Below are 22,613 nucleotides of genomic sequence, written 5' to 3'. Positions count from 1 at the left end.
CATGAACCTACTGATTTGGTTTGGCCTGCTGGCATTGCTCTTGGTTTCCTATCTCGATCAGCGTAAAACCATGTCGATACGAATGTGGCTGATGATCGCCGCAATTTATTGCTTATGCAACTTCTACGTCAATATTAGCAAGGTGCTGATCCCGGTAGGGTTCTTCATCGGACTTTCCTACATGAACAAGAAGAAGCATGGCTTCTTGTTGAGAGCGCTGCTCTTCGGCCTGGTCACGGTTGTGGCTAATTTCTATTTGCCTACGATCTCGTTCCGCGAGCTGAGCGTGCATGCCAAGGCGGATCAATATGCTGCGCAGTTCAATGAAGTGCGATCTATAACAACCGTTACCGCGAATTCCGAGATTCATGAGCTGCTTCAGAAGGAAGCGGAACGGTTAAAGAACGCCAAGCCTGCATCGGAAATCGATAATAAAGATCCGCATGTGCTGTTTCAAATTTGGGTACTGACACATCGTAATCAAGCGATGAAGGATCTGGATTGGCTGTGGTACGATGCACCGAGGGAGCTGCATTATTACTGGCAATCGAGCCGCAGCGATGAGAAGAATGACGTGGAAACGATGATTTTCGCCGATGTCGGCTATATGGGCCTCTATCTTAGGGATAATGAGAACAGCGAGTATAAGCTCCAAGCTATCTATGAATTTGACCGTTTAAAGAATGGCAATCCCGCGATCCCGTAGGCCCTGTGCTAAAATGAGAGAAACCGGCGACTATGCAGCTAGGCAGGTAGACAGATAGATTGGATGGGGATTACAAGTGAATCAGTACTTGATCAAGCTCCTTCAACAGGCGGAGCTGAACGTGTCGGAGTTTGCCATTCATACGCGCAGGGAAATGAGCTTCCGCGATCGCTCGTTTACGAGCGAATACATGATGTCCTATCACAAATCAGGCACGGCAAAGCTGCGAATCGGCGATGCCGTCTATGAGATCGTGCCGGGGAGCGTCATCTTTATTCCTCCGCATCTGATCCATGATCAATATAAAGATACGGATGACGAAGCGGTTATTTTGTGGTGGCATTTCACGTATAAAGTGGAGCGGGTTCTCGATGTGCTTCCGCTGTTTCAAATCCCGTATATTTATCAGCTGAAGCAGAAGGAGCGTTTCGAGACGGTTTTCGAGCAGCTCATGGAGTCGAGGAGCAATGCCTCATCGCTGCCGGCGGCGATTCTGCAGAAAGCGAAGTCGCTTGAGCTGTTATATCTCTTGTTTGATGAGGCGATCGGACAGCGGGCAGTTTCGGATACAGCCGCAGCGCAGCAGAGCTTCCTCGGCATTCTATGCCAAATCGTGCAGCAGCCGGAGAAGCCGCTCTCGTTAACCGAGATGGCACAGCAGCTGCATTTGAACACGGCTTATGTCAGCAGCAGGTTCAAGGAGCTGTACGGCATGTCGCCGATTGGTTTGCAGCGCAGACTGCGCATCGAGAAGGCGAAGGCGTTGCTGCTTACCGATTTGGATATGAGCGTTACCCAAGTAGCGGAGGCGCTTCACTTCTCTGAGGTGACCAACTTCACGCGGTTGTTCAAAAAATATACCGGCATGGCCCCCATTCAGTACCGCAGGTTCATGCAGGAAACGATAACCTAAAGAACTGATCATTATAGCGATAAAACTGCTCTATTGTAAGCGCGCTCTTTTCTCCTACAATGTCCGTATAGACGAATGGGAGGGAACGATCCAATGAATTCCGCGAATATTATTTTTCCATCGGCACAGGTCGTTGAAGTACATGAAGTAGAGCTTGCTCCGTTGCAGCCCGGCGAGGTGCGCTGTAAAGCCAGAAAGTCGTTGATCAGCACCGGCACGGAAACCCTTTGCCTGCGCGGGATTTTCGATGCGAATACGAATTGGGAGTCATGGGTGCAATATCCGTTTAATCCGGGGTATTCCATGGCTGCTGAAATTATAGAAGTGGGCGAAGGCGTTGAAGGGTTGAAGGTCGGCGACCGGATTACGTCCAATATGTCGCACAGGCAGTATTTCAACACGCATGCAAGCAATGCTAAGCTGATCCCGGACGGCATCTCGGATGAGCAAGCTTCCTGGCTGACGCTCGGTCAAATAACGCAAGTAGGCACGCGCCGCGCGGAGCTGAAGCTTGGCGAATCGGTTGCTATCATAGGCCAAGGCCTGCTCGGCCAACTGGTCGTGCAGTATATGAGAGCTGCCGGCGCGAGACATATTATTGCGATTGATCAGGCGGAATCACGTCTGGAGTTCTCCCGCAAGAGCGGAGCGACGCATACGATCTGCGCGGCTGCAGATGTAGCGGCTGAAGAAGTGCGCCGTATTACGGGCGGGAGCATGTGCGACGTGGTGTACGATATTACAGGCCATCCGGCTGTATTGGCACCGGCAACGCTATTGGCGAAGGAAATGGGCCGCGTCGTATTGCTGGGCGATACCACCCAGCCGTCCAAGCAAGTGATTGGACCGCGCGTCGTTTCGAACTCTGTAGCCATTCTTGGTGTTCATGCCAGCATGACGCGCAACTATAACGGCGTAACCGGTGATCAAATGACAGCCGTATTCTACGACTATCTGCTCCAAGGTCGCATGAACCTCGAGCATTTGATGACCCATACATACTCGCCGCTTGAAGCACCTGCTGCGTATGATTTCCTGATGAAGGATCGCACTTCGGCGATTGGCGTTATGTTTGATTGGGATCTGCTGTAAGGATAGAACGCATGATAGCGAGCCGTCCAGGCTTCCTCTTCATAGGGGAGCCTGGGCGGCTTTTCTGCTGCAATTAGCTTCGCCCAACATTGCGCTGTAAGGGCAGGGAATATATACTACATGGAAAGTGATGATCATTGAAATACATACTCTACATAACGCGCGAAACTTGGAAGTGTTAGCGGGGAAGAAGGATTAGCGATGAAGAACGAGCAGCTGAGCTATATGATTGGCGTGGATATTGGGACGACGAGCACGAAGTCCGTACTGTTCCGGGAGGACGGCAGCGTCGTCACCTCCGCGCATGCGGAGTACCCGCTTTATACACCGACACCGGAAGTAGCGGAGCAGGATCCGGAAGAAATCTTTGCCGCGGTGGTTTCGACAATGAAGACGATCATGCAAGGTGTGAATGCGGCGAATGTGCTGTTTGCTTCGTTTAGCTCGGCCATGCATAGCGTCATTCCGGTCGATGCTGACGGCAAACCACTCATGAGATGCTTGACCTGGGCGGACAATCGCAGCGCTGCATGGGCGGCGAAATTCAAGGATGAAATGGGCGGTCATGAGGTCTATCTGCGGACAGGCACGCCGGTTCACCCGATGTCGCCGATTACGAAGCTGCTGTGGCTGCGACATGATGAACCGGAGCTGTTCGGTCTGGCGAAGAAGTTTATTTCGATCAAGGAATATGTCTTCTTTAAACTATTTGGTAGCTATGTCGTCGATCACTCGATTGCTTCGGCAACCGGCATGATGAATCTAGAGAAGCTGGACTGGGATGAGGAAGCGCTTCGTATTGCAGCTATTACCAGTGACCGACTGTCGGAGCTTGTCCCGACGACGCATGTGCTTAGCGGGTTGAAAGCTGAATTAGCGGAACAAATCGGATTGCTGCCGAGCACGCCTTTTGTTGTTGGTGCGAGTGATGGCCCCCTGTCGAATCTAGGCGTGAATGCGATTGATCCTGGTGTTGTGGCGCTTACGATCGGAACGAGCGGCGCGATTCGCACGATTGTAGATAAGCCCGTTACGGATCCGAAGGGCCGTTACTTCTGCTATGCGCTGACGGCGGACAAATGGGTCATCGGCGGAGCGGTGAACAACGGCGGCGTCATTTTCCGCTGGCTCAGAGATGGGCTGGCTTCGGAAGAGGCCGAAGAAGCGAGGCGTATGGGCTTAGACCCGTACGATGTGCTGACGCAAAAGATGGAGAAGGTACGCCCCGGCTCGGACGGATTGATTTTCCACCCTTACCTGACAGGAGAACGAGCGCCGCTATGGAACCCGGATGCGCGCGGTTCATTCTTCGGTCTGTCGCTGCATCACAATAAGGAGCATATGATGCGTGCCGTGCTGGAAGGGATTAATTACAATTTGTATTCCGTTCTGCATGCGTTGGAGGAAACGATCGGAAAGCCGGCCAAAATCCATGCCACAGGCGGATTTGCACGCTCTGCGCTATGGCGTCAGATGATGGCAGACATATTGGGACAGCGGATTGTCATTCCGGAGAGCTTCGAGAGCTCCTGCTTAGGGGCAGTCGTGCTCGGATTGATGGCGATCGGACGTGCCGATTCATTGTCGATCGTCTCGAAGATGATGGGCTCCACTTTCGAGCTTACGCCAAATAAAGAAGCAGCAGCCCACTATGAGGAGCTGCTGCCTATCTACTTGCGCCTATCGGAGAAGCTTACAGAAGAATACGCAAGCATCGCTGCTTACCAGAGGAAACTGTTTCAATAGTGTACAAACCACACGTCATCAACGAACGCCGACTGTCAGCGAATATCGTGGTTAATGGCAATCATCCCGATCACCTGAGGTTTATCGGCGCTGCCGCCGAACCAGATGTCGCCATTGCCGACCATGACGCCTTGATAATTCACGAATACCTGGTCTGCTGATTGCTCGGCGATCGCTTGTTTGATCGACTTGTTCATGATGGCGTCGTATTGATCGACGAAGTCTCTGCGCGTCTTGATTAGCTGCGTACCAGAAGGGCTGTTCACTCTGAGCGGGTACAGAATATGATTGGCTACGGTCACTTTATCATCCTCGGCGATGGCTTTCTTAACCGCATTGAATACGTCGAAGAATGCCTGCGGATCCTCGATGCCGGCTACTTCAAACGGATTGGTGCCGGCTTTTATTTGACTCGTGATGGTCGGGATGGTTCCAACTTGGTGCTCCGCCGTGCTCTTCTCTTGATCCGATTGGCTGCAGCCAACTAAGGCAATTACGACTGTGAGGGCTATGAGAACGGCTGATGTCAGCCTGTACCAAACATTTGAATGCTTACCAGTATGTGTTTGCATTACCATCATCCTTTCTTACCTTTATGCTTTCACTTTATGGACGAATAGATGCAGCGTAATGTTTCGATTGTGAAATAGAAAATAGTGCTAAGCAAAAAGACCAGTGACCGTTCGGCTAACGCGAACGGTCCACTGGTCTTTGTTTTACAACTATACTTACGAATGGTCAATAATCGTTTGGTAGGTCGTGCGGTCGCAATGCTGCACCAATTTCACGAGCAGCTCCTTAGCCGCATCGTAGTCATCGGTATGCAGGACGGAAGCCGAGGTATGAATATACCTTGCGCATACGCCGATAACGGTTGAAGGGATACCGATCCCTTGCGTATGTACCGCTCCGGCGTCTGTTCCGCCTTGGGATACGAAGTACTGGTAGGGAATTTTGTGCGTTTGCGCCATATCCAGCACGTACTCCACCATGCCGCGATGCGTCAGCATGCTTGGATCATAGAGACGAAGCAGGGTGCCTTGGCCTAGCTGACCGAAAGCGGATTTGTCGCCGTTCATGTCATTGGCTGCGCTGGCATCCATAGCGAAGAACAGATCCGGTTTAATCATGGCAGATGCTGTTTTGGCACCGCGAAGTCCGAGCTCTTCTTGCACGGTTGCTCCGGAGTACAATACATTCGGGAGCTTCTGTCCGCGCAGCTCTTTCAGCAGCTCGATGGCAAGCCCGACGCCGTAGCGGTTATCCCATGATTTGGCCATAATTTTCTTGGGATTCGCAAGGGGAGTGAACGGACAATACGGAACGGCTTGTTGTCCGATACGCACGCCGACTTCTTCCGCATGCTGGCGGCTGTCCGCGCCGATGTCGATATACATGCCCTTCACGTCAAGCGGCTTGCCGCGCGCCGCTTCATCGAGCAGATGAACTGGCGTCGTACCGATGATACCGACGATCGGCCCGTTCTCCGTCATTACTTGAATGCGCTGCGCAGGCAGCACTTGGCTGAACCAGCCTCCAAGCGTCTGGAATTTGAGCATGCCGTTCTCCGTAATTCCCGTGATCATGAAACCGACTTCGTCCAAATGACCTGCCGCCATAATGACCGGTCCGCTCTCATCGCCGCGCATGACGCCAAAGATGCTGCCTAGCCGATCCTGTACGATTTCATCTGTATATTTCGTAAGCTCACCGCGAACAAAGCTCCGCAGCTCCCGCTCAAAGCCGGATGCCGCTTGAAATTCGGTTAACGTGCGCATCAGTTCCATTGTTTCTTGATTCATGGTAATTCCTCGCTATCGTAATGGGATGGGGGATATGCAGGTGGACCAAACACCCCTATTCTACCGTCTTTCCAATCGAAGGTAAATGAGGCGCCCCCGACATTATTCATAATCGCTTCTCAAGGGAGTGGCCGGAAGGGAAAGCACAATCGTTGTCGAACTGTAATAAAGCGCTTCCAAAGTTAGTTTCGATTGACCTGTTAAAGATAATATTCCCCCATTGCCTGCCTGGAATTAAGAGCGATAAGATAACGGTACGTTCATGTTAAAGTCGCATACATACTCGGTAAAGGGTGATGAGAGAACATGTATCGGGTGCTGATTGTAGATGATGAGAAGGAAATCAGGGAGGGGCTGCGGCTTCGTTTTCCTTGGGTGGAATTTGGCATCGATTTGGATGAAATATATACGGCTGACGACGGTGAAACCGCGCTTGAGCTGACCGAGCAGTTAAACCCGGACGTAATTGTGACGGATATCAAAATGAGCCGCATGTCGGGTCTGGAATTTATTCAGTCTCTGCATCAGCGCGGCAACTTCTCGGGCAAGTCGATCGTGATCAGCGGGTATGACGATTTTGATCTGGTGAAGCATGCGATGCAGCTTGGCGCTATCGATTATGTGCTCAAGCCGATTAATATCGAGGAGCTGTCGCAGGTCATTCGCAAGGCGATCAGCCAAATCCGTGAGGAACGGCTCGATAAGCAAAACAAGCTGCTGCTGGAGAATCAGGTGCATTTTGCATTGCCCAAAATGCAGGAGGAAGTCGTTCGCGAAGCCGCGGAGAACGAGTATAACCCGTACTGGGAATCGCGCATGATGCATAGACTCGGCAATTTGCAGCTGGAGTGGCTGACGCAGCATAAGCTCGCGCTCATGCTCATCGAAGTGGATGATCTGAAGGCGATTGACCAAGGGAAGCTGTACCGCAAGGAAAAGGAGTTAGTCCTGTTCGGCATTAGCAATGTCGTGAAGCAGACGCTGCAGGAGGAATATGCGCATCCGGCCTGCATGTACAGCGATGCGAAATCCCGTTTCGTAATCGTTCTCAGCTGCAACCATCAGGAACAGCTTTGTTCCATCAAGGATATTGCCGTTACGTGCATCGACCGGATTAACGGCTATGTCAAAGTGAAGGTCAGCATCGGACTCGCCTCAACGGTCGGCGGCATTAAGCAGCTGCATGACATGCGGCAGGAAGCGGCAGATATTCTGGAGCAAAAGGCAGTCTACGGCGGCAATCGGCTGCTGCTTCGTCAGGATCTCGGAGTCGATGCGGAGTTCTCGGAGCTGTCGATTGGCAACGTCAATGAAATGTTCGACCTCATTCGTTACGGCTCCGATCGGGAAATTCGGACTGTCATGCAATCATTCCCCGAATTTGTTCGGACCTGGGGTTCGACCAATATTAAAGATATCCAGCAGAAAATCTTCGAGTGGCTGCTCGAGCTATTCAAGAAAGCGGCCGCCGGCGGATGGAAAGAACGCGGCTGGGAACGCAATCCGATCGCCATATGGGACCGATTGGAGCAGTACGATACGCTTGATTCGCTGCGGATTCAGGTGGAGAGCTATCTGGTGTCCATCGCCTCGGATTTCAGGAAAAATTGGGTGCCGCAAAGCCAAATTATTTCCGAGGCGGAGAAGGTCATCCAGCGGAATTATGGCGATAATTTGACTCTGCACACCGTTTCGCTGGAGGTTCATGTTACGCCTGTGTGGCTCAGCAAGCTGTTCAAGAAGGAGAAGCAGCAGACCTTTTTGGAATATCTCACTGAGGTACGGATCGAGAAAGCGAAGGAAATGTTAGGCGACGTCGCCAACAAAATCTATCAGGTCTCGCAAGAGGTAGGCTACCGCGACCCGGTTCATTTTACGAAGCTGTTCAAGAAGAACGTGGGCCATACGCCGAAAGAATATCGGAAGCTGAGAGGAATCATCGATGAGTAGCTATACGCTGCAGCAAGCGGCATCCTTGCGCAATAAAGTGATTGGCATGTTCTTCATGATCATCATCGTGCCGTTTCTGCTCTTTGCCTATTATGCGCATATCAAGTCCGTTGAGGGTATTTCGAATGCCAATGCTTCGTTCTCGATGGACTATATGCTCCAATCGAAGCGGAATCTGGATCGCTACCTGAACCAGCTGAACGAGCAGATTAATGGCATCATCGGCAATGCGAAGTTTCAGCAGCTGATGGAGGACTCGATGGTTTCGAAGAAGGATGAGAGCTCATTTATATCGGGCATGATGCTGCTGCTCGATCAGTCCAAGTCGCAGGTGGATGCTTTTCGCGTACGTGTGTTTCCGATCGATCCTAGCAAACATCCGATGTATATCAACACGCTGGACGAACAGAAGGGATTTCAGACTAGCAATTGGTTCAAAACGGCACAGATGACGATTACGCCGACGTGGCATCTGTTCATGCCTGCGGAAAGCACGTATTTCAGGCCGATGCTGTCCAAAATCAAGCGGTTCACCGGGCTGCATGACCAAATTGCGCGGGGGATCGTCATTACCGATTTGACGGAGGATCAGCTGAAACGGTATCTCTCGCCTTCGCAGCGGATGAAGGGTCAGCGGATGTTTCTGATGACGCGCAGCGGGTATGTGCTCTATGATACGGCAGATAACGCGCTGGCCGGCAAGCTTATTCCGTCCAAGCCGCTCATCGATTCCATTGCAGCCTCGACGCAGAAGGCGGAGACGTTGACGATCGACGGAGAGAAGCAGCTCGTCACGTATGTGAAGCTGGATACGGAGCAATGGATGCTCGTTAGTACGACGCCGCTGGAGCAGCTGACGCATCCGATCCAGGAAATGGATAAGCTGCTTGTTTTCTTCCTGATTATTTATTTGATCTGCTGCATTGGGGTCGTCATCTATATGACGCTGTATTTCACCCATCCGCTGCATAGGCTGGTTCGTTCCATGCGCAAGCTGGAGTCCGGCGAATTCCAATTCATGCTGCCGCCATCGGATCGCAGGGATGAGATCGGCTGGCTGTATCGGGGTTTCAACAACATGACCGGCAAAATCCAGCAGCTGCTCGACCAGACGACGCAAGCCGAGCGGACGAAGAAAGAACTGGAGTTTCAAGTGCTGAGCCACCAGATTAATCCGCATTTTCTGTACAATACGCTGGAGTCCATCCGGTGGAAGGCGGAGTATCATAACATGCCGGATATTAGCGAGATGGTTTCTTCTCTGGGTAACTTGCTGCGTCTGAGTCTCAATCAGGGCAAGGAGATTACGACGGTGTCGAGGGAAATCGAGCAGGTGAAGGCGTACGTCCGTATCGAGCAGGCCCGCCTCGGCAATCAGGTGCGGTTCTTGATTTCGATCGATGAAGAGGTGCTGCATGCGCCGTTCCTCCGTTTGCTGCTGCAGCCGCTAGTCGAGAACGCCATTCATCACGGCATCCGGAGCAATCCCGAGAAAGGGAAGATTATGCTGATCGGCCGCCGTGAGGGGACGGATATTGTCATTGAGCTGAGCGACAATGGACAAGGCATTCCGGAAGCGGTGCTGCAGGAGCTGACCAATCCGGAGGAGAAGACGGCCCCTGTCGCCAAGCGCCGCGGCGTCGGCCTCCGCAACGTGAACGATCGGCTGAAGCTGTATTTTGGCGAGACCTATACGCTTCAGATTGAGGCGAGGGCAGGAAGTGGTACCCGCATTGTTCTGCGGCATCCGATTATGGAGCCGGAGGAGGAGCAGGGGTAAGCGCAGACGGTTAGTTTGTGGGATGGACACGTAGAGGACACTATTCCGGGGTTGGAATAAGTGTCCTTTTCTTTGGGCGGCTAGTTGCAGCGTCGAAGTAGCGACAAGAGAGGTGGCAGTTACCGCACATGGGTGAGGGAAAGGGAGAAGTAGCAACAAGAGAGGTATCGGTTACCGCACATGGGTGGGGGAATGGGAGAAGTAGTAACAAGAGAGGTAGCAGTTACCGCACATGGGTGGGAAAGCGTCGAAGTAGCGACAAGAGAGGTATCGGTTACCGCACATTGGCGGGGGAATGGGCGAAGTAGCAACAAGAGAGGTATCGGTTACCGCACATTGGCGGGAAAGCAGCCAAGAGTTGCTCTCAGAGCAACACATGAGCAGCTAGTTGACGAATTGAGAGTATGTGTAGCTCCCAGAGCAACATATACTCGGAAAATCGGCGGATTGAGAGAAAGTGTAGCTCCTAGAGCAACACATAAGCAGCTAGTTGGCTAATTGAAAGTATGTGTTCGGCGAAACACGAGCAAGTGTAGCTCACAGAGCAACACTTGCCCCAAAGTCTGCCGCTCTAATCCACAGCGGCGCACCAAACAGGCCGAACTTTCTCAGCAGAGGCCAAGTTTACACCACAAAGTTTAATTTTGGCTCATAGTAGGTCTGCGGGCCATCCATTATGATGATTATAGCAACGATAAGCAGCTACCAAACACGAACAGGAAAGGTAAGGACGCCAATGAAACCAAGCAGCGAAGTTGTGAATAAACCGATACGTGCAGCTGTCTATCGCAAGAGGTCGAGCTTCGTCTCTGATCTCATGCGGAACCACTCGCTCTATGTCATGTTCCTCCCGGTCGGCATCCTGCTCCTTGTCTTCAACTATTTGCCGCTCGCGGGTCTCATCATCGCATTCAAGAACTACGACTTCGCCAGAGGCATCTTCGGCAGTCCTTGGGCGCAGCCCATTCTCAACAACTTCGACTACTTGCTCTCCTCGGATGCTGCTTCCCGCGCAGTCCGAAACACCATCCTGCTCAATGGCTTGTTCATCGCAGTGGGGCTGATTTTCGAGGTAGGACTTGCTCTGATGCTGAACGAAGTGCGTAACAAATATTTTAAACGAATTACGCAGTCGATCACGTTTCTCCCGTTCTTTATCTCCTGGATCGTCGTCGGCGTGTTCACATACAACTTGCTCAACTACGAGAATGGCGCGATCAATCGCATTGTAGAATGGTTAGGATTCCAGCCCATCGATTTCTACAGCGAAGCAGGGCTGTGGCCGCTCATTCTGACCATCGCCATCCGCTGGAAAGTAACCGGCTATGGCACGATCATCTACTTGGCCGCGCTTACGGGTATTGACAGCTCGTATTATGAAGCCGCTTCCATCGACGGTGCATCACGCTGGCAGCAGATCCGGTATATCAGCATTCCGATGCTGAAGCCGACGATCATCATCCTCACCTTGCTCGCCGTCGGGCGAATTATGAATGCGGATTTCGGGATGTTTTACGCCATGGTCGGCGATGCTTCTCTCCTCTATCCGACAACAGATGTTATTGATACGCTGGTCTATCGCAGCTTACGGAAGTCCGGTGATATCGGAATGGCCTCGGCAGCCGGATTTATCCAATCGGTCGTTGCCTTCGTTCTCGTGCTTGGCAGCAACTATGCCGCAAGGAAGGTCGACAAGGACTCAGCTATTTTCTAACTTCGCTTCGCGACGAACATAAGGAGGGGCACCATGCCGGTAAAACGTATATCCATCTCGCAAACGATCATTATCGTCATTATTTCCTTGTTCAGCCTTGCTTGTCTGCTGCCGTTTCTCATGGTCATTACCGGCTCGCTCGCAACGGAGAACGATATTATAAACAACGGCTACTCGTTGTTCCCAAGGCATATCACGTTCATGTCGTATGAGATTCTGCTCCTCGGCTCCAATCGAATTGTGGACGCCTACGGAATCAGCATGATCGTTACGGTTGCAGGCACGCTGCTTTCGGTTCTTCTGACCAGCCTAGGCGGGTATGTCATGGCGCGGCGCTCTTTCAAATACCGCAACATTCTCTCGATCTACGTCATCATCACGATGCTGTTCAGCGGCGGATTAGTACCTTGGTACATCGTATGCGTCAATTACCTTCACCTGAAGGATACGATCTTCGCGATGATTCTGCCACCGCTGGCGAACGCCTTCAATATGTTCCTGATCCGCAACTTCCTGTTCTCCATCCCGGAGGACATTTATGAATCCGCCAAAATGGACGGAGCAAGCGAGTACCGCATCTACTACCAGCTGATCATGCCTTTATCCAAACCGGTTCTCGCCACTGTCGGCTTGTTCGTCGCACTGGGGTACTGGAACGATTGGTTCCTCGGCCTCATGTTCGTCGATAAGCAAGAGCTGCAGCCGCTGCAGCTGCTGCTCCGAACGCTCGTTTCGAACGTGGAGTTCCTCCGAAGCTCCAGCAATGCCGCCGATATGCAGCGCATCTCCGCGCAGCTGCCGTCCGAGTCCATCAAGATGGCCCTTACGGTAGTAACGATCGGGCCGATCGTCTTCTTGTATCCGTTCTTGCAGCGGTATTTTGTCCAAGGCTTGATGGTTGGTGCAGTGAAAGGGTAACTGACAGCTATAACGGCGCTACCGGTAGCGCCGGATAGTATAAAAAACAAGCTCAAGGGGAGAGGTACACGATGAAGAAGATGCATTCCAAGCTTCCACTGCTGCTCACGATTGTGCTTATGCTTAGCTTAATGCTTTCGGCATGTAGTTCAAGCAACAATGACAACAGCAAAAACAATGGAGATTCATCCGGTACAACCAATGCAGCGGCTGACAACACCACGAATGCATCCACAGAAGATACGAACAATGCGGCAGCAACGACGGACAACGCAGCTAAGGAGCAAGAGGAAGTTACGCTGAAGTTCTATTTTGGCGGCGACAAGAAAGCGGCTACGGATGAGGTTTGGTCTGCGGTCAGCGATTATGTGAAAACAAAAGGGCTTAACGTGAAATTCGATATCAACTTTATCCCGTTTGGCGACTTTAAAGACAAAATGCTCGTTATGGCCGCTTCCGGCGATAAATGGGACATGAACTTTGACGGCGACTGGCTCTCCTATAAGCAGATGGCTGCCAAAGGCTCCTACATGGCGCTCAACGACCTGCTCCCGAAATTTGCACCAACCTTGTATGCTAAATATCAAGAGCAAGGCACGCTGACAGCTGCAACAGTCGATGGCAAAATCGTCGGCCTTCCTTGGACGATGAGTATGAACCAACGTAAATATGCGGTATGGCGGGTGGATCTGACAGATAAAGCGGGCATTACGCCGGCTGTGGATTCCATCAAAACCATTGAAGATCTCGATGCCTTCCTGCACAAGCTGAAAGCAGCATTCCCGAAAGATAAGCTGTCCCGTTCCACACCGCTTGGCATCTATATGGAGCGCGATGAGTGGGTTGACCTTGGCTTCCATGGCATGGGCTTCTACCTGAACGATCCGGCCGTGAAGATCCAACCGGTTGAACAACAACCGTTCTACAAAGAAGCAGCACTTATGGCTAAAAAATGGTACGACGACGGAATCATCAACAGAGATGCCATGATCGATAAAGAAGACGGCGCAGCACAATGGAGAAACGGCAAAATGTTCTACACCGACTCCTCGCATGAATGGGTGAACGCAAACCCAGGCTTCGCGGATCCTTCCTACAAGCTGTCCAGCTCGCTGCTCTACCCTGACAAGAAATATGTCAACCGTACAGCACTGGCTAACGTCGTAGCGATTAACCGCAACTCCGAGCATGCTGATCGCGTGCTGCAATTCCTGGATATGCTCGAAACGGACAAAACACTCTATGACCTCGTACAATACGGAATCGAAGGCAAAACCTATGTGATCGACGGCGAAACAGCGAATTATCCGGAAGGCATGCAAACGACTACAAGTAACTATATGGAATGGGGCGGCCAATGGGCGTTGTGGAAACCGCAATTCATGCGTCCAAACCCGGCTTACGGCAAAGACTTCTGGGTGCATGAAGCAGAATTCGCAGCATTGCCGGTTAACGTAAACTCGCCGGTAGACGGACTGTTCATCTCCGAAGATAACATCAAGAACGAAGTAGCGAAACGCGATCAAGCGATCGAAGAATTCCACAAACCGATCGAGTTCGGAAATGCCAAAGACGTCGATAAAGCAGTAGCGGATTACATCGAGAAGCAGAAGGCAAACGGCCTTGACAAAATCATGGCAGAAGCGCAAAAACAAATCGACGCCTACCTGGCTACGAAGAAGTAATCGAGAAATCCGCGCCTCTCACAGGGTGCGGATTTTTTGCCGCCAAACAGCTAAGGTTGCCCCAGATAACTATCGGATTGACTCATTACAAGCTGCAGCGAGACTCCCTTATACTCTATTTGTAAACGATTACAAATAGGAAAGGGTGTAGATTATGAAGAAGAGGTTTTCTCCCCTCATCATGGCTCTCTTACTCGCTGTATCCTGTTTTCCGTTCTTACCGCTGGTGGCATCGGCAGATACCATCCTGTTCACCACAGGGTTGGAATCCGGTCAAACCGCACCGAATTTCTTGGACGCCATCGATTTCTCTTCGAATGTGAGCGGTATAACGTCAGGCGTTTCACCGGAGGCTTCGCCGCGTACCGGCGAGCAGGCGCATACCGGTACTTCGGCGCTTATGTATTCAGGCAACGCGAACGGCGGATCGACAACGTATGCGTATTTCAAGGTGTTCACCGTCAGCATTCCCGTGACTTCGGCGTCCAAGCTGCAATATTTCATCTATCCGCAGCAGGATAACGGAAGGTATATGGCAGTTGACTTTCATTTTACGGATGGGTCGACGCTGCGCGACAGCGGGTCGGTGGATCAGAACGGGAATACGGTTCATCCGGCCGGTGGCCATGGCGGTACAATTCCGCTCAATGCATGGTCACAGATCAATTCGAACTTCGGTGTGCAGAATGCCGGAAAGACGATCGACCGCATTTGGGTCGCCTATGACCGTGCAGGAAGTACAGGCAACTACCGCGGCTACATCGACGACATTACGATTTCCAATACAACGACGACAAGCTCTGTTCGCAACAGCGTCATCGTCAGCACCGTCTATCCGACAAGCGATATTGTGATTTCGGACTACAATGTTACGGCCTTCGGCGCGGATAACACAGGTGTGAGCGATGCGACCGCCGCCATTCAGAATGCCATCGACGCCTGCTACAACGATGGCGGGGGAACGGTATGGCTGCCTGCAGGAACCTACAAAGTATCCGGCACGATTCAGGTGCGAGCGTTCTGCTCCGTCCGAGGCGATTACCGCGATGCGGATAACGGAAGCGGGAGTTACGGCACTGCGATCGCTGCGAATCTGACGTCCGGCGATGCGGGGCCGGTGCTGTTTCGCATAGGCGGCAGCGCTTCCGTACAGGGTTTGACGGTGTATTATCCGAACCAGAATGCGACAAGTCCGGTTCACTATAATTACACCTTCGAAATTCCGGGCAATGCCTGGATCAGCAACGAGAATTATATGACGGCGTCCATCATGAACGTGACGATGCTTAACTCGTATCGCGGAATCGGCATTAGCACGATGGCTTCCGACCATACCGGCGGTTCGCAGGTGCATGAGCAAGCGACAGTGAAGAACGTGAAGGGCACGATTCTATACCGAGGCGTGGAAGCCTATAACGGCGCAGATGTCGGCACGTGGGAGCATGTGAATTTTAACAGCTCGTATTGGGCCAATGCAGGCGCATCCTACAATGCGCCGAGTGCGACTACGATTAAGAACTGGACGCGTACGAACGCCACTGCGTTCACGCTTGGCGACTTGGAGTGGGATCAGTTCTACGCGATGGAGGCATCCGACTTCAATATCGGAATCAACATCGTAACGGGCCAGCGAATTCAGTTCTCAGGCGCCTTTATCTGGGCGAATATCCAGAACACGAATATCGCGGTGAAGGTGGACAATATCGACACCCGCTGGGGTGTATCATTCCTGCGCAGCGTGCTTAAGGGCAGCACCGCTTCCGTTCAGAACAACACGGCCGGTTATGTAAAAGTGACCGACTCCGATATTACGGGCGGTACGTCGGGCACCGTAACGGTCTCCGGACCGGGAACATCGCCGGTTGTGTCCCCTTCTGCCGCTACGCCGAAGGTCAGCCGAGCCGTGCTGTATGATGTCACCAAAGCGCCTTACAATGCCCCGTTTACCTCTTCGCGCGGACCGGCGCTGCCGACGGTGGATGCAACTTCCGCGATCCAATCCGCGCTGAATGCCGCGGGAACCGCCGGCGGCGGTGTCGTCTATGTGCCGGCAGGCTGGTTCAAGGTCAGCACGCACTTGACCGTTCCGGCCAATGTAGAGCTGCGCGGCTCAGCCTCATCGCCAACGAGAGATCAAGGCGGATCAAGCGCTGGCACGGTGTTATTCGCTTATGAAGGTAAAGATACGGCCGCACCGGATTCGAGCACGGCGTTTATTACTCTTAACGGGAATACTGCCGGATTACGCGGGCTGCGTATCTTTTATCCGGAGAACAACCCTGCAGCAGGAATAAAAGCTTTCCCTTATACGATTAGAGGCAACGGCAGCAGCGTATACATTGTCAATGTGGGACTTCCTAACTCGTATAACGCCATTGATTTGATGACAAATCGCAATGATAACCACTATGTGGAGAAGGTACAAGGGACCTTGTTCAAGAATGGTATTACTGTAGGGCTCAGTACGTCGGGGTATATCACCGGCATCCTCACCAACGGCAACGCCGTATGCCGCACCGGCTACAACATTCCCGGCTGGGTCGTGGAGAGCAACGTCTTCTCGCAGGTCATCGATGCGTTTACGAGACCCAATGAGACGCTTGTAACCGTGAACGGAGCTTCCGATGAGAAGCTGGTTAACGTTTTTGCCTACGGCTCCAAGAACGGATTAGTTGTGCAGTCGGGAACGGTAAACGCATTCAACTTAGGAACGGATAATCTCGGCACAGGCGGATACACCGTGAAGGTGGACGGCGGCTCGGTCAACGTGATGAATCTGATGCGCTATAACGGTACGACATCCTTGGGAACGGTCACAATCTATAACGAAATGCACCTATGAGTTTTTAAATTCCATTCATAGGTCCAAGAATCGGAGGAGCAAACAGTGGCAAAGATCACAGGTGTGAAATGTATCCGAACACGGCATGACGGCAGTTGGACCATCGTAAAAGTAACGACAGATCAAGACGGATTGTACGGAATCGGCTCGGCAACGGATATGTTTAATCCGGAAGCCGTCGTTCAGGTCGTGGAGCAGTTGTTTGCCCCGCTGCTGATCGGCAGAGAGGCAGGCCAGATCGAGGATATTTGGCAGATGATGCATACGAGCGGGTATTGGCGGCATGGCTCCATTACCCAAACCGCTATCGGCGGCATCGATATGGCACTTTGGGATATTAAAGGCAAAGAGGCCAATTTGCCGGTTTACCAGCTGCTCGGCGGCGCTTGCAGGTCGGCTGTCCCTTGTTATGGCCATGCGGACGGACGCGATCAAGAGGAGCTGACCGAAGCGGTTCACCGCTATAAGGAGGAAGGCTACACGGTTATCCGTTGCCAGCTTGGCTCCTATGGCGGCGGCGGCTTCTTGCCGGCAGACCAAGCGAATGTTCCTGTTCCGAGCTGGTCTTCCAATGTGTTCAATGAAGCGATCTATATGAATGCCATTCCGGCGATGTTCGAGAAGCTGCGCGTTACTTTTGGCAACGATATTCAGTTTACGCATGACGTCCATTCGCATCTTCAGCCGATCGCTGCTGTACAGCTGGCCAAACGGCTGGATCCTTACCAGTTGTTCTTCTTAGAAGATATATTGCCGCCGGAGCAGATCGGCTGGTTCCGTCAGCTGCGGCAGCAATCTTCGACGCCGCAAGCGGTTGGGGAGCTGTTCACCAGTCCGCATGAATGGACGGACCTCATTACGGAGAGGCTCATCGATTTCATCCGCGTGCGCGTGTCCAAGGGCGGCGGCATCAGCGCCTGCCGCAAGCTTGCCGCGCTTGGCGAAACCTTCGGCGTTCGGACGGCATGGCAAGAAGGCGGGGAGAACGACCCTGTCAACCAAGCGGCCGCCGTTCATCTGGATCGCGCGGTCTGGAATTTCGGCATTCAGGAAATCAATCATTTCAGAGAAGCGGAGTGCGAGGCCTTCCCGGGTCATGTTGAGCGCAGAGGCGGCTATCTCTATTTATCGGAGAAGCCGGGCCTTGGGGTCGACATAGATGAGGAGAAAGCAGCACTGCTCGTGGATGATGGCTGGAGCCGGTCAGCCTATCATATTCCGTATAAACTGGACCGCAGACCGGATGGAACGCTTGTCCGTCCTTAGAACGGTCAGCGCAATAAAGCAAGGAGGGCGAATGCGTTGAAAACAATTGCCGTAACCGGAGCAAGCGGGAAGCTTGGCGTGTGGGTCGTGAATGAGCTGCTGGCCCAAGGCTATACCGTTATTGCATTGGATAATAAGAAGTCAGATAAGCTGCGCTGCAGGCAAATCACAGTGGATTTGTCGAACTTGGGGCAAGTGATTGGCGGTGTGAATGGAGCAGATGCCATTGCACATTTGGCAGCTATCCCGTCACCGGGCCAATTTTCGAACGAGTTTACGTTCTCGAACAACGTCCTCTCGACTTACAACGTGTTTGAAGCGGCTTCGGTGCTGGGTATTCAGAAGGTCGTATTCGGCTCGAGCGAATCCTCGTATGGCTTCTGCTGGGCGCCGAAGAAATTCGATCCTCATTATGTACCCGTTAATGAGGCGCATCCTCAGCTGCCGCAGGAATGCTACGGTCTATCCAAGATCGTCAATGAACAGACGGGCGAAACGTTCAACCGCCGTACCGGCATGCAGGTGGCTGCGATGCGGTATTCGCTCATTGCCACGCCGGATGAGCTCAAGTCGTTCCTTGCACGCATGAATGAGCCGATCAATTACAAACATATTTTGTGGAGCTATATCGATATCCGGGACGCCGTCTCCGCCACGATTGCTGCGCTGAAGACGGATGGCTACGGGGCTGTGTCGCTCAACATTACAAGCAGCGATACGCTGAGCGATTGGAATACGGAGCGATTGCTGGATGAATTTTATCCGGAGGTGCGTGACCGCAGAAGAAGCTTTGAAGGGCGAGAAGCGCTGGTCAGCAATGAGGCAGCCTGCCGGATATTAAACTGGAAGCCTATTTATTCGTGGAAGGATCAAGTGGAATGAACGGAAGGAGCCCCTCTGACGCGGGGGCTCTTTGTTTTTTTTGACAAATCTGCACATAGACAGCTTACATACGATGCAACTATACTACTAAGAGAGTTCCAATTTGTCCCAGAGAGAAAGTGTGTATTTCATGCGGATTAATGCCAGAATCATCTATATTATTTTCGGTATTGCCGTGTTATTGGTTGCGATTAATAACGCTTCCTACTACTGGTATACCAAGTCGCTGTTAAAAGATGACTTGTCCGCGCGAATGTCAGCTACTGCCAATCAAATCCGAACCTCGATTGAGCAATCGAAAGAAGGCTCATTCTACACGGAGGATCTGATCGGCGAGAAGCTGCGCACGGCCGCATTGTTCATCCAAGGACAGCTTAGTCCTGATCTGAATCAGGTTACGAACGGACAGCTTCGTACACTAGCGAAGCAGGCCGGCGTTGCGGGAATATCGCTTATGCAGCGAGTGGCAAACAGTGATGATATCGGAGTTCGTAAATCCTCTGAGCCCAGCGAGCTTAAGATTACGAGCACGAAGCCTTTTGGATACTGGTTTACGGCGTACGACCAGCTGCTAACGAAACACAATGTAACCATACCTGAAGGTCAAAGCTTGCCTAATTTCTGGTCCGGCATCGCAGAGGTTCCGGCCTCCGGCGCAAGCGAAGTCAGCAAATTCGGCTTCTATAATGACGGATCGACGGATTATATTATTACCGTATTTGTGAATGCCGATCAGGTTTTGAAATATCAGGAGATCGTCGGCAGCGACACGATTGTGAAGAAAACGATCGCGGCGAATCATGACATTATTGAAATCGCAGGCTTAAACGGAGTTACGTTCGGCAAGCCGCCTAAGCTCTATAAAGATAATAACGGGAATTCTTTTATCTCCATCTATGATCGTCCTGTTCTATTTGGCAGTTATGAGATCAAACACGCCGATGACATGGACAGCTTTACGAAGGCCGTTCAAACGAACAAGCCGGTAAGCATTCTGGAGAAATGGCAGGGTAAAACCATTCTCAAAACCTTCGTTTATATCGAGACCAAGGCGCGAGTGGCGGAAGTGCAGCGAGACGTTCCTTACGTCATCGTAATCGACTCTGATTACAGCTCGATCGAGCAAACATTGAATATGCAGTTAGTTCGGCTAGCGCTGCTCGTCGTGCTGTTCACGATATTCAGCATTTTGTGCATGTATCTCGTATTCCGGTTTATCGGCAAGAGCAAGGAAAACGCGGTGCGTTCCACGCAAGAGCTGTACATTCAGAATATGGATGTCATGTTTACGGAGATTCGCAGCCAGCGGCATGATTTCTTGAATCATGTTCAAACGATGTATGCCCTCTTGTCCAGGGGGAAGAAGGAAGAACAGCTGCGCTACATGGAGGAGCTCATTGAGGAGATCAATGAAGTGAATGATATTATTCGTATCGGCCATCCTGCTGTCGCCGCCTTGATTCAGGCGAAGATGGCACAAGCGATGAGAACGAAGATTTTGTTCGACCATCATTTTACGGGCCTCGACGGTTTGTCGCTTGGCGTTAAATCGGTGGATATCGTGAAAATCATCGGTAACCTCATCGACAACGCATTCGACGAAGTAAGCGGACTGGCTCCGGAGCTGCGGCATGTCATCGTGAAAGGCTGGTCGGAAGCAGGCATGCTGTACTTCTCCGTTGCCAATCTGGTGCATGAAGATTTCGATCCCTCACGCGTTAGTCAAATGTTCGGGACGGGGTTTAGCACGAAAGTCGGCGGGGAGCACTGCGGGCTGGGGCTCGCTGTCGTTAAAGAACGTGTTGAGTATTACAAAGGCACCATCGATGTGAAAATGGTAGAGGGCTATATCCACTTCCAGCTGGCGATCCCGATGCTTTAAGGTTCGATTGTGTAACTGAAAAGAACCTCTTGCGCTTCATTTGAGCGCGAGAGGTTCTTTTGTCATTTTGGATAGGATTTCCTATTGGGAAAATGCTCTAACGAACCGTAGAGGTCTTATTTACCTCTAAATAGCCCTACGAAAATTCTAACGAACCGTAGGGGTCTTATTTGATGGTTTTTGGGGGATTGGGAGGTGTTTTTAGCAATATAAGAACTGTACGGTTCGTTAGATACTCGGAGCCTCGAAATATGGCCGAATAAGGCCTGTACGGTTCGTTAGAATCGCGGCATATGTGGAAGGTGGAATGTAAAATGCGAATAAAATGGAATACGGAATTATCGGAGGCAAAGTGAATGCTAAACACTCTAGAGTGAGCGGGTCCTTGACGAAACGAATGGTGGAGCACTTCTACGCGGATAAAGCCTTTATTTCGATAGACGGGATTATGATCGAGAAGGGGTTTTCGAGCTTCGGTGCCATGCAATTCTACAAAATCGCGGATGTCAAAGATGTCGATATCATCGTCAGCGACGCGGAAGCGCCGAAGGAATGGCATGCTTATTTAAAAGATAAAGACGTAAGCTGGATTAATGCCGAATAATAGTGATAATGCTATAATAGGTGTAAATCTATGGATGAGGTGATTGATCTTGCTAGGTCGAAGCGGTAATCCTACTTTGAACGACAAATCCTTCGAGAAATCAGGCCACTATGTCGGTGCTGATCGCATGACGATCGAAGGTACGGTAAACAAAGCTTTTATTACACTAGCCATTCTGCTTGGGGCCGCGTTCGCCACATGGTCGATGTATTTCAATGGTCAGAATGTTACGGGGTTTGCGATTGGCGGAGCAATAGGCGGATTGATTCTGGCACTCGTGATCAGCTTCAAACCGACAACGGCGCGCTATCTCGTACCGGTCTATGCCGCACTGGAAGGTGCTTTCCTAGGCGCGCTTTCGGCAAGCTTTGAAGGAAGATTTAACGGTATTACGCTGCAAGCCGCGTTAATTACGATGTGCGTGTTCATCGCGCTGCTGCTCGCGTACAAAACAAGAATCATCAAAGCGACTGAGAACTTCAAGCTTGGCGTGTTCGCGGCGACTGCAGGCATTGCGCTGGTTTATCTCGTCAGCATCGTGCTTGGGATGTTCGGTGTAACGGTGCCGTACTTGCATGACAACAGCTTGATCGGAATTGGTATTTCGCTTGTGATCGTCATTATCGCTGCGCTTAATCTTGTGCTCGACTTCGATTTCATTGAGCAGGGAGCGGAACGCGGGGCGCCGAAGTACATGGAATGGTACGGCGCGTTCGGCTTGATCGTGACGCTTGTCTGGCTGTATATCGAAATTTTGCGCCTGCTCTCGAAGCTGCGCAGCCGCTAGCTATCGCAGGTAACAAAGAAGCATCGTTTCTTCGCGAGAAGAAG

17 protein-coding genes are annotated in these 22,613 nt (G+C 51.7%); 15 read left to right on the top strand and 2 right to left on the bottom strand.

The window, feature by feature from the left end; translation table 11 throughout:
• Position 1: 1 nt before the first annotated feature.
• The 4 genes from AC6ESO_RS14975 (at position 2) to gntK (ending at position 4,457) form a co-directional block, all read left to right on the top strand.
• Positions 2-706, top strand: coding sequence for a hypothetical protein (locus AC6ESO_RS14975; protein ID WP_497092033.1), 705 nt, complete (start codon positions 2-4; stop codon positions 704-706).
• Positions 707-782: 76 nt separating this feature from the next.
• Complete coding sequence (locus AC6ESO_RS14970; protein WP_494820072.1) at positions 783-1,619, top strand: helix-turn-helix domain-containing protein; 837 nt, start codon at positions 783-785, stop codon at positions 1,617-1,619.
• Between the two features lie 93 nt (positions 1,620-1,712).
• Positions 1,713-2,711 (top strand): zinc-dependent alcohol dehydrogenase, encoded by a 999-nt coding sequence (locus tag AC6ESO_RS14965; protein WP_497092032.1) that lies wholly within the window; start codon positions 1,713-1,715, stop codon positions 2,709-2,711.
• Positions 2,712-2,912: 201 nt separating this feature from the next.
• On the top strand, positions 2,913-4,457 hold the full coding sequence (gntK, locus tag AC6ESO_RS14960; protein ID WP_497092031.1) for a gluconokinase: 1,545 nt from the start codon (positions 2,913-2,915) through the stop codon (positions 4,455-4,457).
• Positions 4,458-4,492: 35 nt separating this feature from the next.
• Here gntK and AC6ESO_RS14955 read toward each other — a convergent pair whose 3' ends face one another.
• Entirely contained in the window at positions 4,493-5,029 is a 537-nt protein-coding gene (locus AC6ESO_RS14955; RefSeq protein WP_497092030.1) for a hypothetical protein, read from the bottom strand.
• A gap of 156 nt (positions 5,030-5,185) precedes the next feature.
• Complete coding sequence (locus AC6ESO_RS14950) at positions 5,186-6,259, bottom strand: M42 family metallopeptidase (RefSeq protein ID WP_497092029.1); 1,074 nt, start codon at positions 6,257-6,259, stop codon at positions 5,186-5,188.
• Between the two features lie 306 nt (positions 6,260-6,565).
• Here AC6ESO_RS14950 and AC6ESO_RS14945 point away from each other — a divergent pair, with 306 nt between their 5' ends.
• The 11 genes from AC6ESO_RS14945 (at position 6,566) to AC6ESO_RS14895 (ending at position 22,569) form a co-directional block, all read left to right on the top strand.
• The gene (locus tag AC6ESO_RS14945; RefSeq protein WP_497092028.1) at positions 6,566-8,209 is read left to right on the top strand and encodes a response regulator; all 1,644 of its coding nucleotides are present in this window, start codon (positions 6,566-6,568) and stop codon (positions 8,207-8,209) included.
• Positions 8,202-9,989 carry a cache domain-containing sensor histidine kinase gene (locus AC6ESO_RS14940; RefSeq protein ID WP_497092027.1) on the top strand — a complete coding sequence of 596 codons (1,788 nt, stop codon included), beginning with the start codon at positions 8,202-8,204 and terminating at the stop codon, positions 9,987-9,989. The genes AC6ESO_RS14945 and AC6ESO_RS14940 overlap by 8 nt, the downstream gene beginning before the upstream one ends.
• A gap of 736 nt (positions 9,990-10,725) precedes the next feature.
• Entirely contained in the window at positions 10,726-11,703 is a 978-nt protein-coding gene (locus tag AC6ESO_RS14935) for an ABC transporter permease subunit (protein ID WP_494820065.1), read from the top strand.
• Positions 11,704-11,736: 33 nt separating this feature from the next.
• Positions 11,737-12,621 (top strand): ABC transporter permease subunit, encoded by an 885-nt coding sequence (locus AC6ESO_RS14930; protein ID WP_494820064.1) that lies wholly within the window; start codon positions 11,737-11,739, stop codon positions 12,619-12,621.
• A gap of 71 nt (positions 12,622-12,692) precedes the next feature.
• Positions 12,693-14,306 (top strand): DUF3502 domain-containing protein, encoded by a 1,614-nt coding sequence (locus AC6ESO_RS14925; RefSeq protein WP_497092026.1) that lies wholly within the window; start codon positions 12,693-12,695, stop codon positions 14,304-14,306.
• A 154-nt stretch (positions 14,307-14,460) separates the two neighbouring features.
• On the top strand, positions 14,461-17,148 hold the full coding sequence (locus AC6ESO_RS14920) for a glycosyl hydrolase family 28-related protein (RefSeq protein WP_497092025.1): 2,688 nt from the start codon (positions 14,461-14,463) through the stop codon (positions 17,146-17,148).
• Between the two features lie 45 nt (positions 17,149-17,193).
• Positions 17,194-18,414: an enolase C-terminal domain-like protein gene (locus AC6ESO_RS14915; protein ID WP_497092024.1), complete on the top strand. Its 1,221-nt coding sequence runs from the start codon at positions 17,194-17,196 to the stop codon at positions 18,412-18,414.
• Positions 18,415-18,450: 36 nt separating this feature from the next.
• Positions 18,451-19,296, top strand: a complete 846-nt coding sequence (locus AC6ESO_RS14910; RefSeq protein ID WP_497092023.1) for an NAD-dependent epimerase/dehydratase family protein — start codon at positions 18,451-18,453, stop codon at positions 19,294-19,296.
• A 103-nt stretch (positions 19,297-19,399) separates the two neighbouring features.
• On the top strand, positions 19,400-21,178 hold the full coding sequence (locus AC6ESO_RS14905; RefSeq protein ID WP_497092022.1) for a sensor histidine kinase: 1,779 nt from the start codon (positions 19,400-19,402) through the stop codon (positions 21,176-21,178).
• Between the two features lie 325 nt (positions 21,179-21,503).
• Complete coding sequence (locus AC6ESO_RS14900) at positions 21,504-21,782, top strand: hypothetical protein (RefSeq protein WP_497092021.1); 279 nt, start codon at positions 21,504-21,506, stop codon at positions 21,780-21,782.
• 49 nt (positions 21,783-21,831) lie between these two features.
• Positions 21,832-22,569, top strand: a complete 738-nt coding sequence (locus AC6ESO_RS14895) for a Bax inhibitor-1/YccA family protein (protein WP_497092020.1) — start codon at positions 21,832-21,834, stop codon at positions 22,567-22,569.
• Positions 22,570-22,613: the final 44 nt, after the last annotated feature.

Source organism: Paenibacillus rhizoryzae (genome assembly GCF_059686995.1).
The sequence above is the reverse complement of the archived record's forward strand: the minus strand, read 5'-3'. Positions and strand labels throughout refer to the sequence as shown.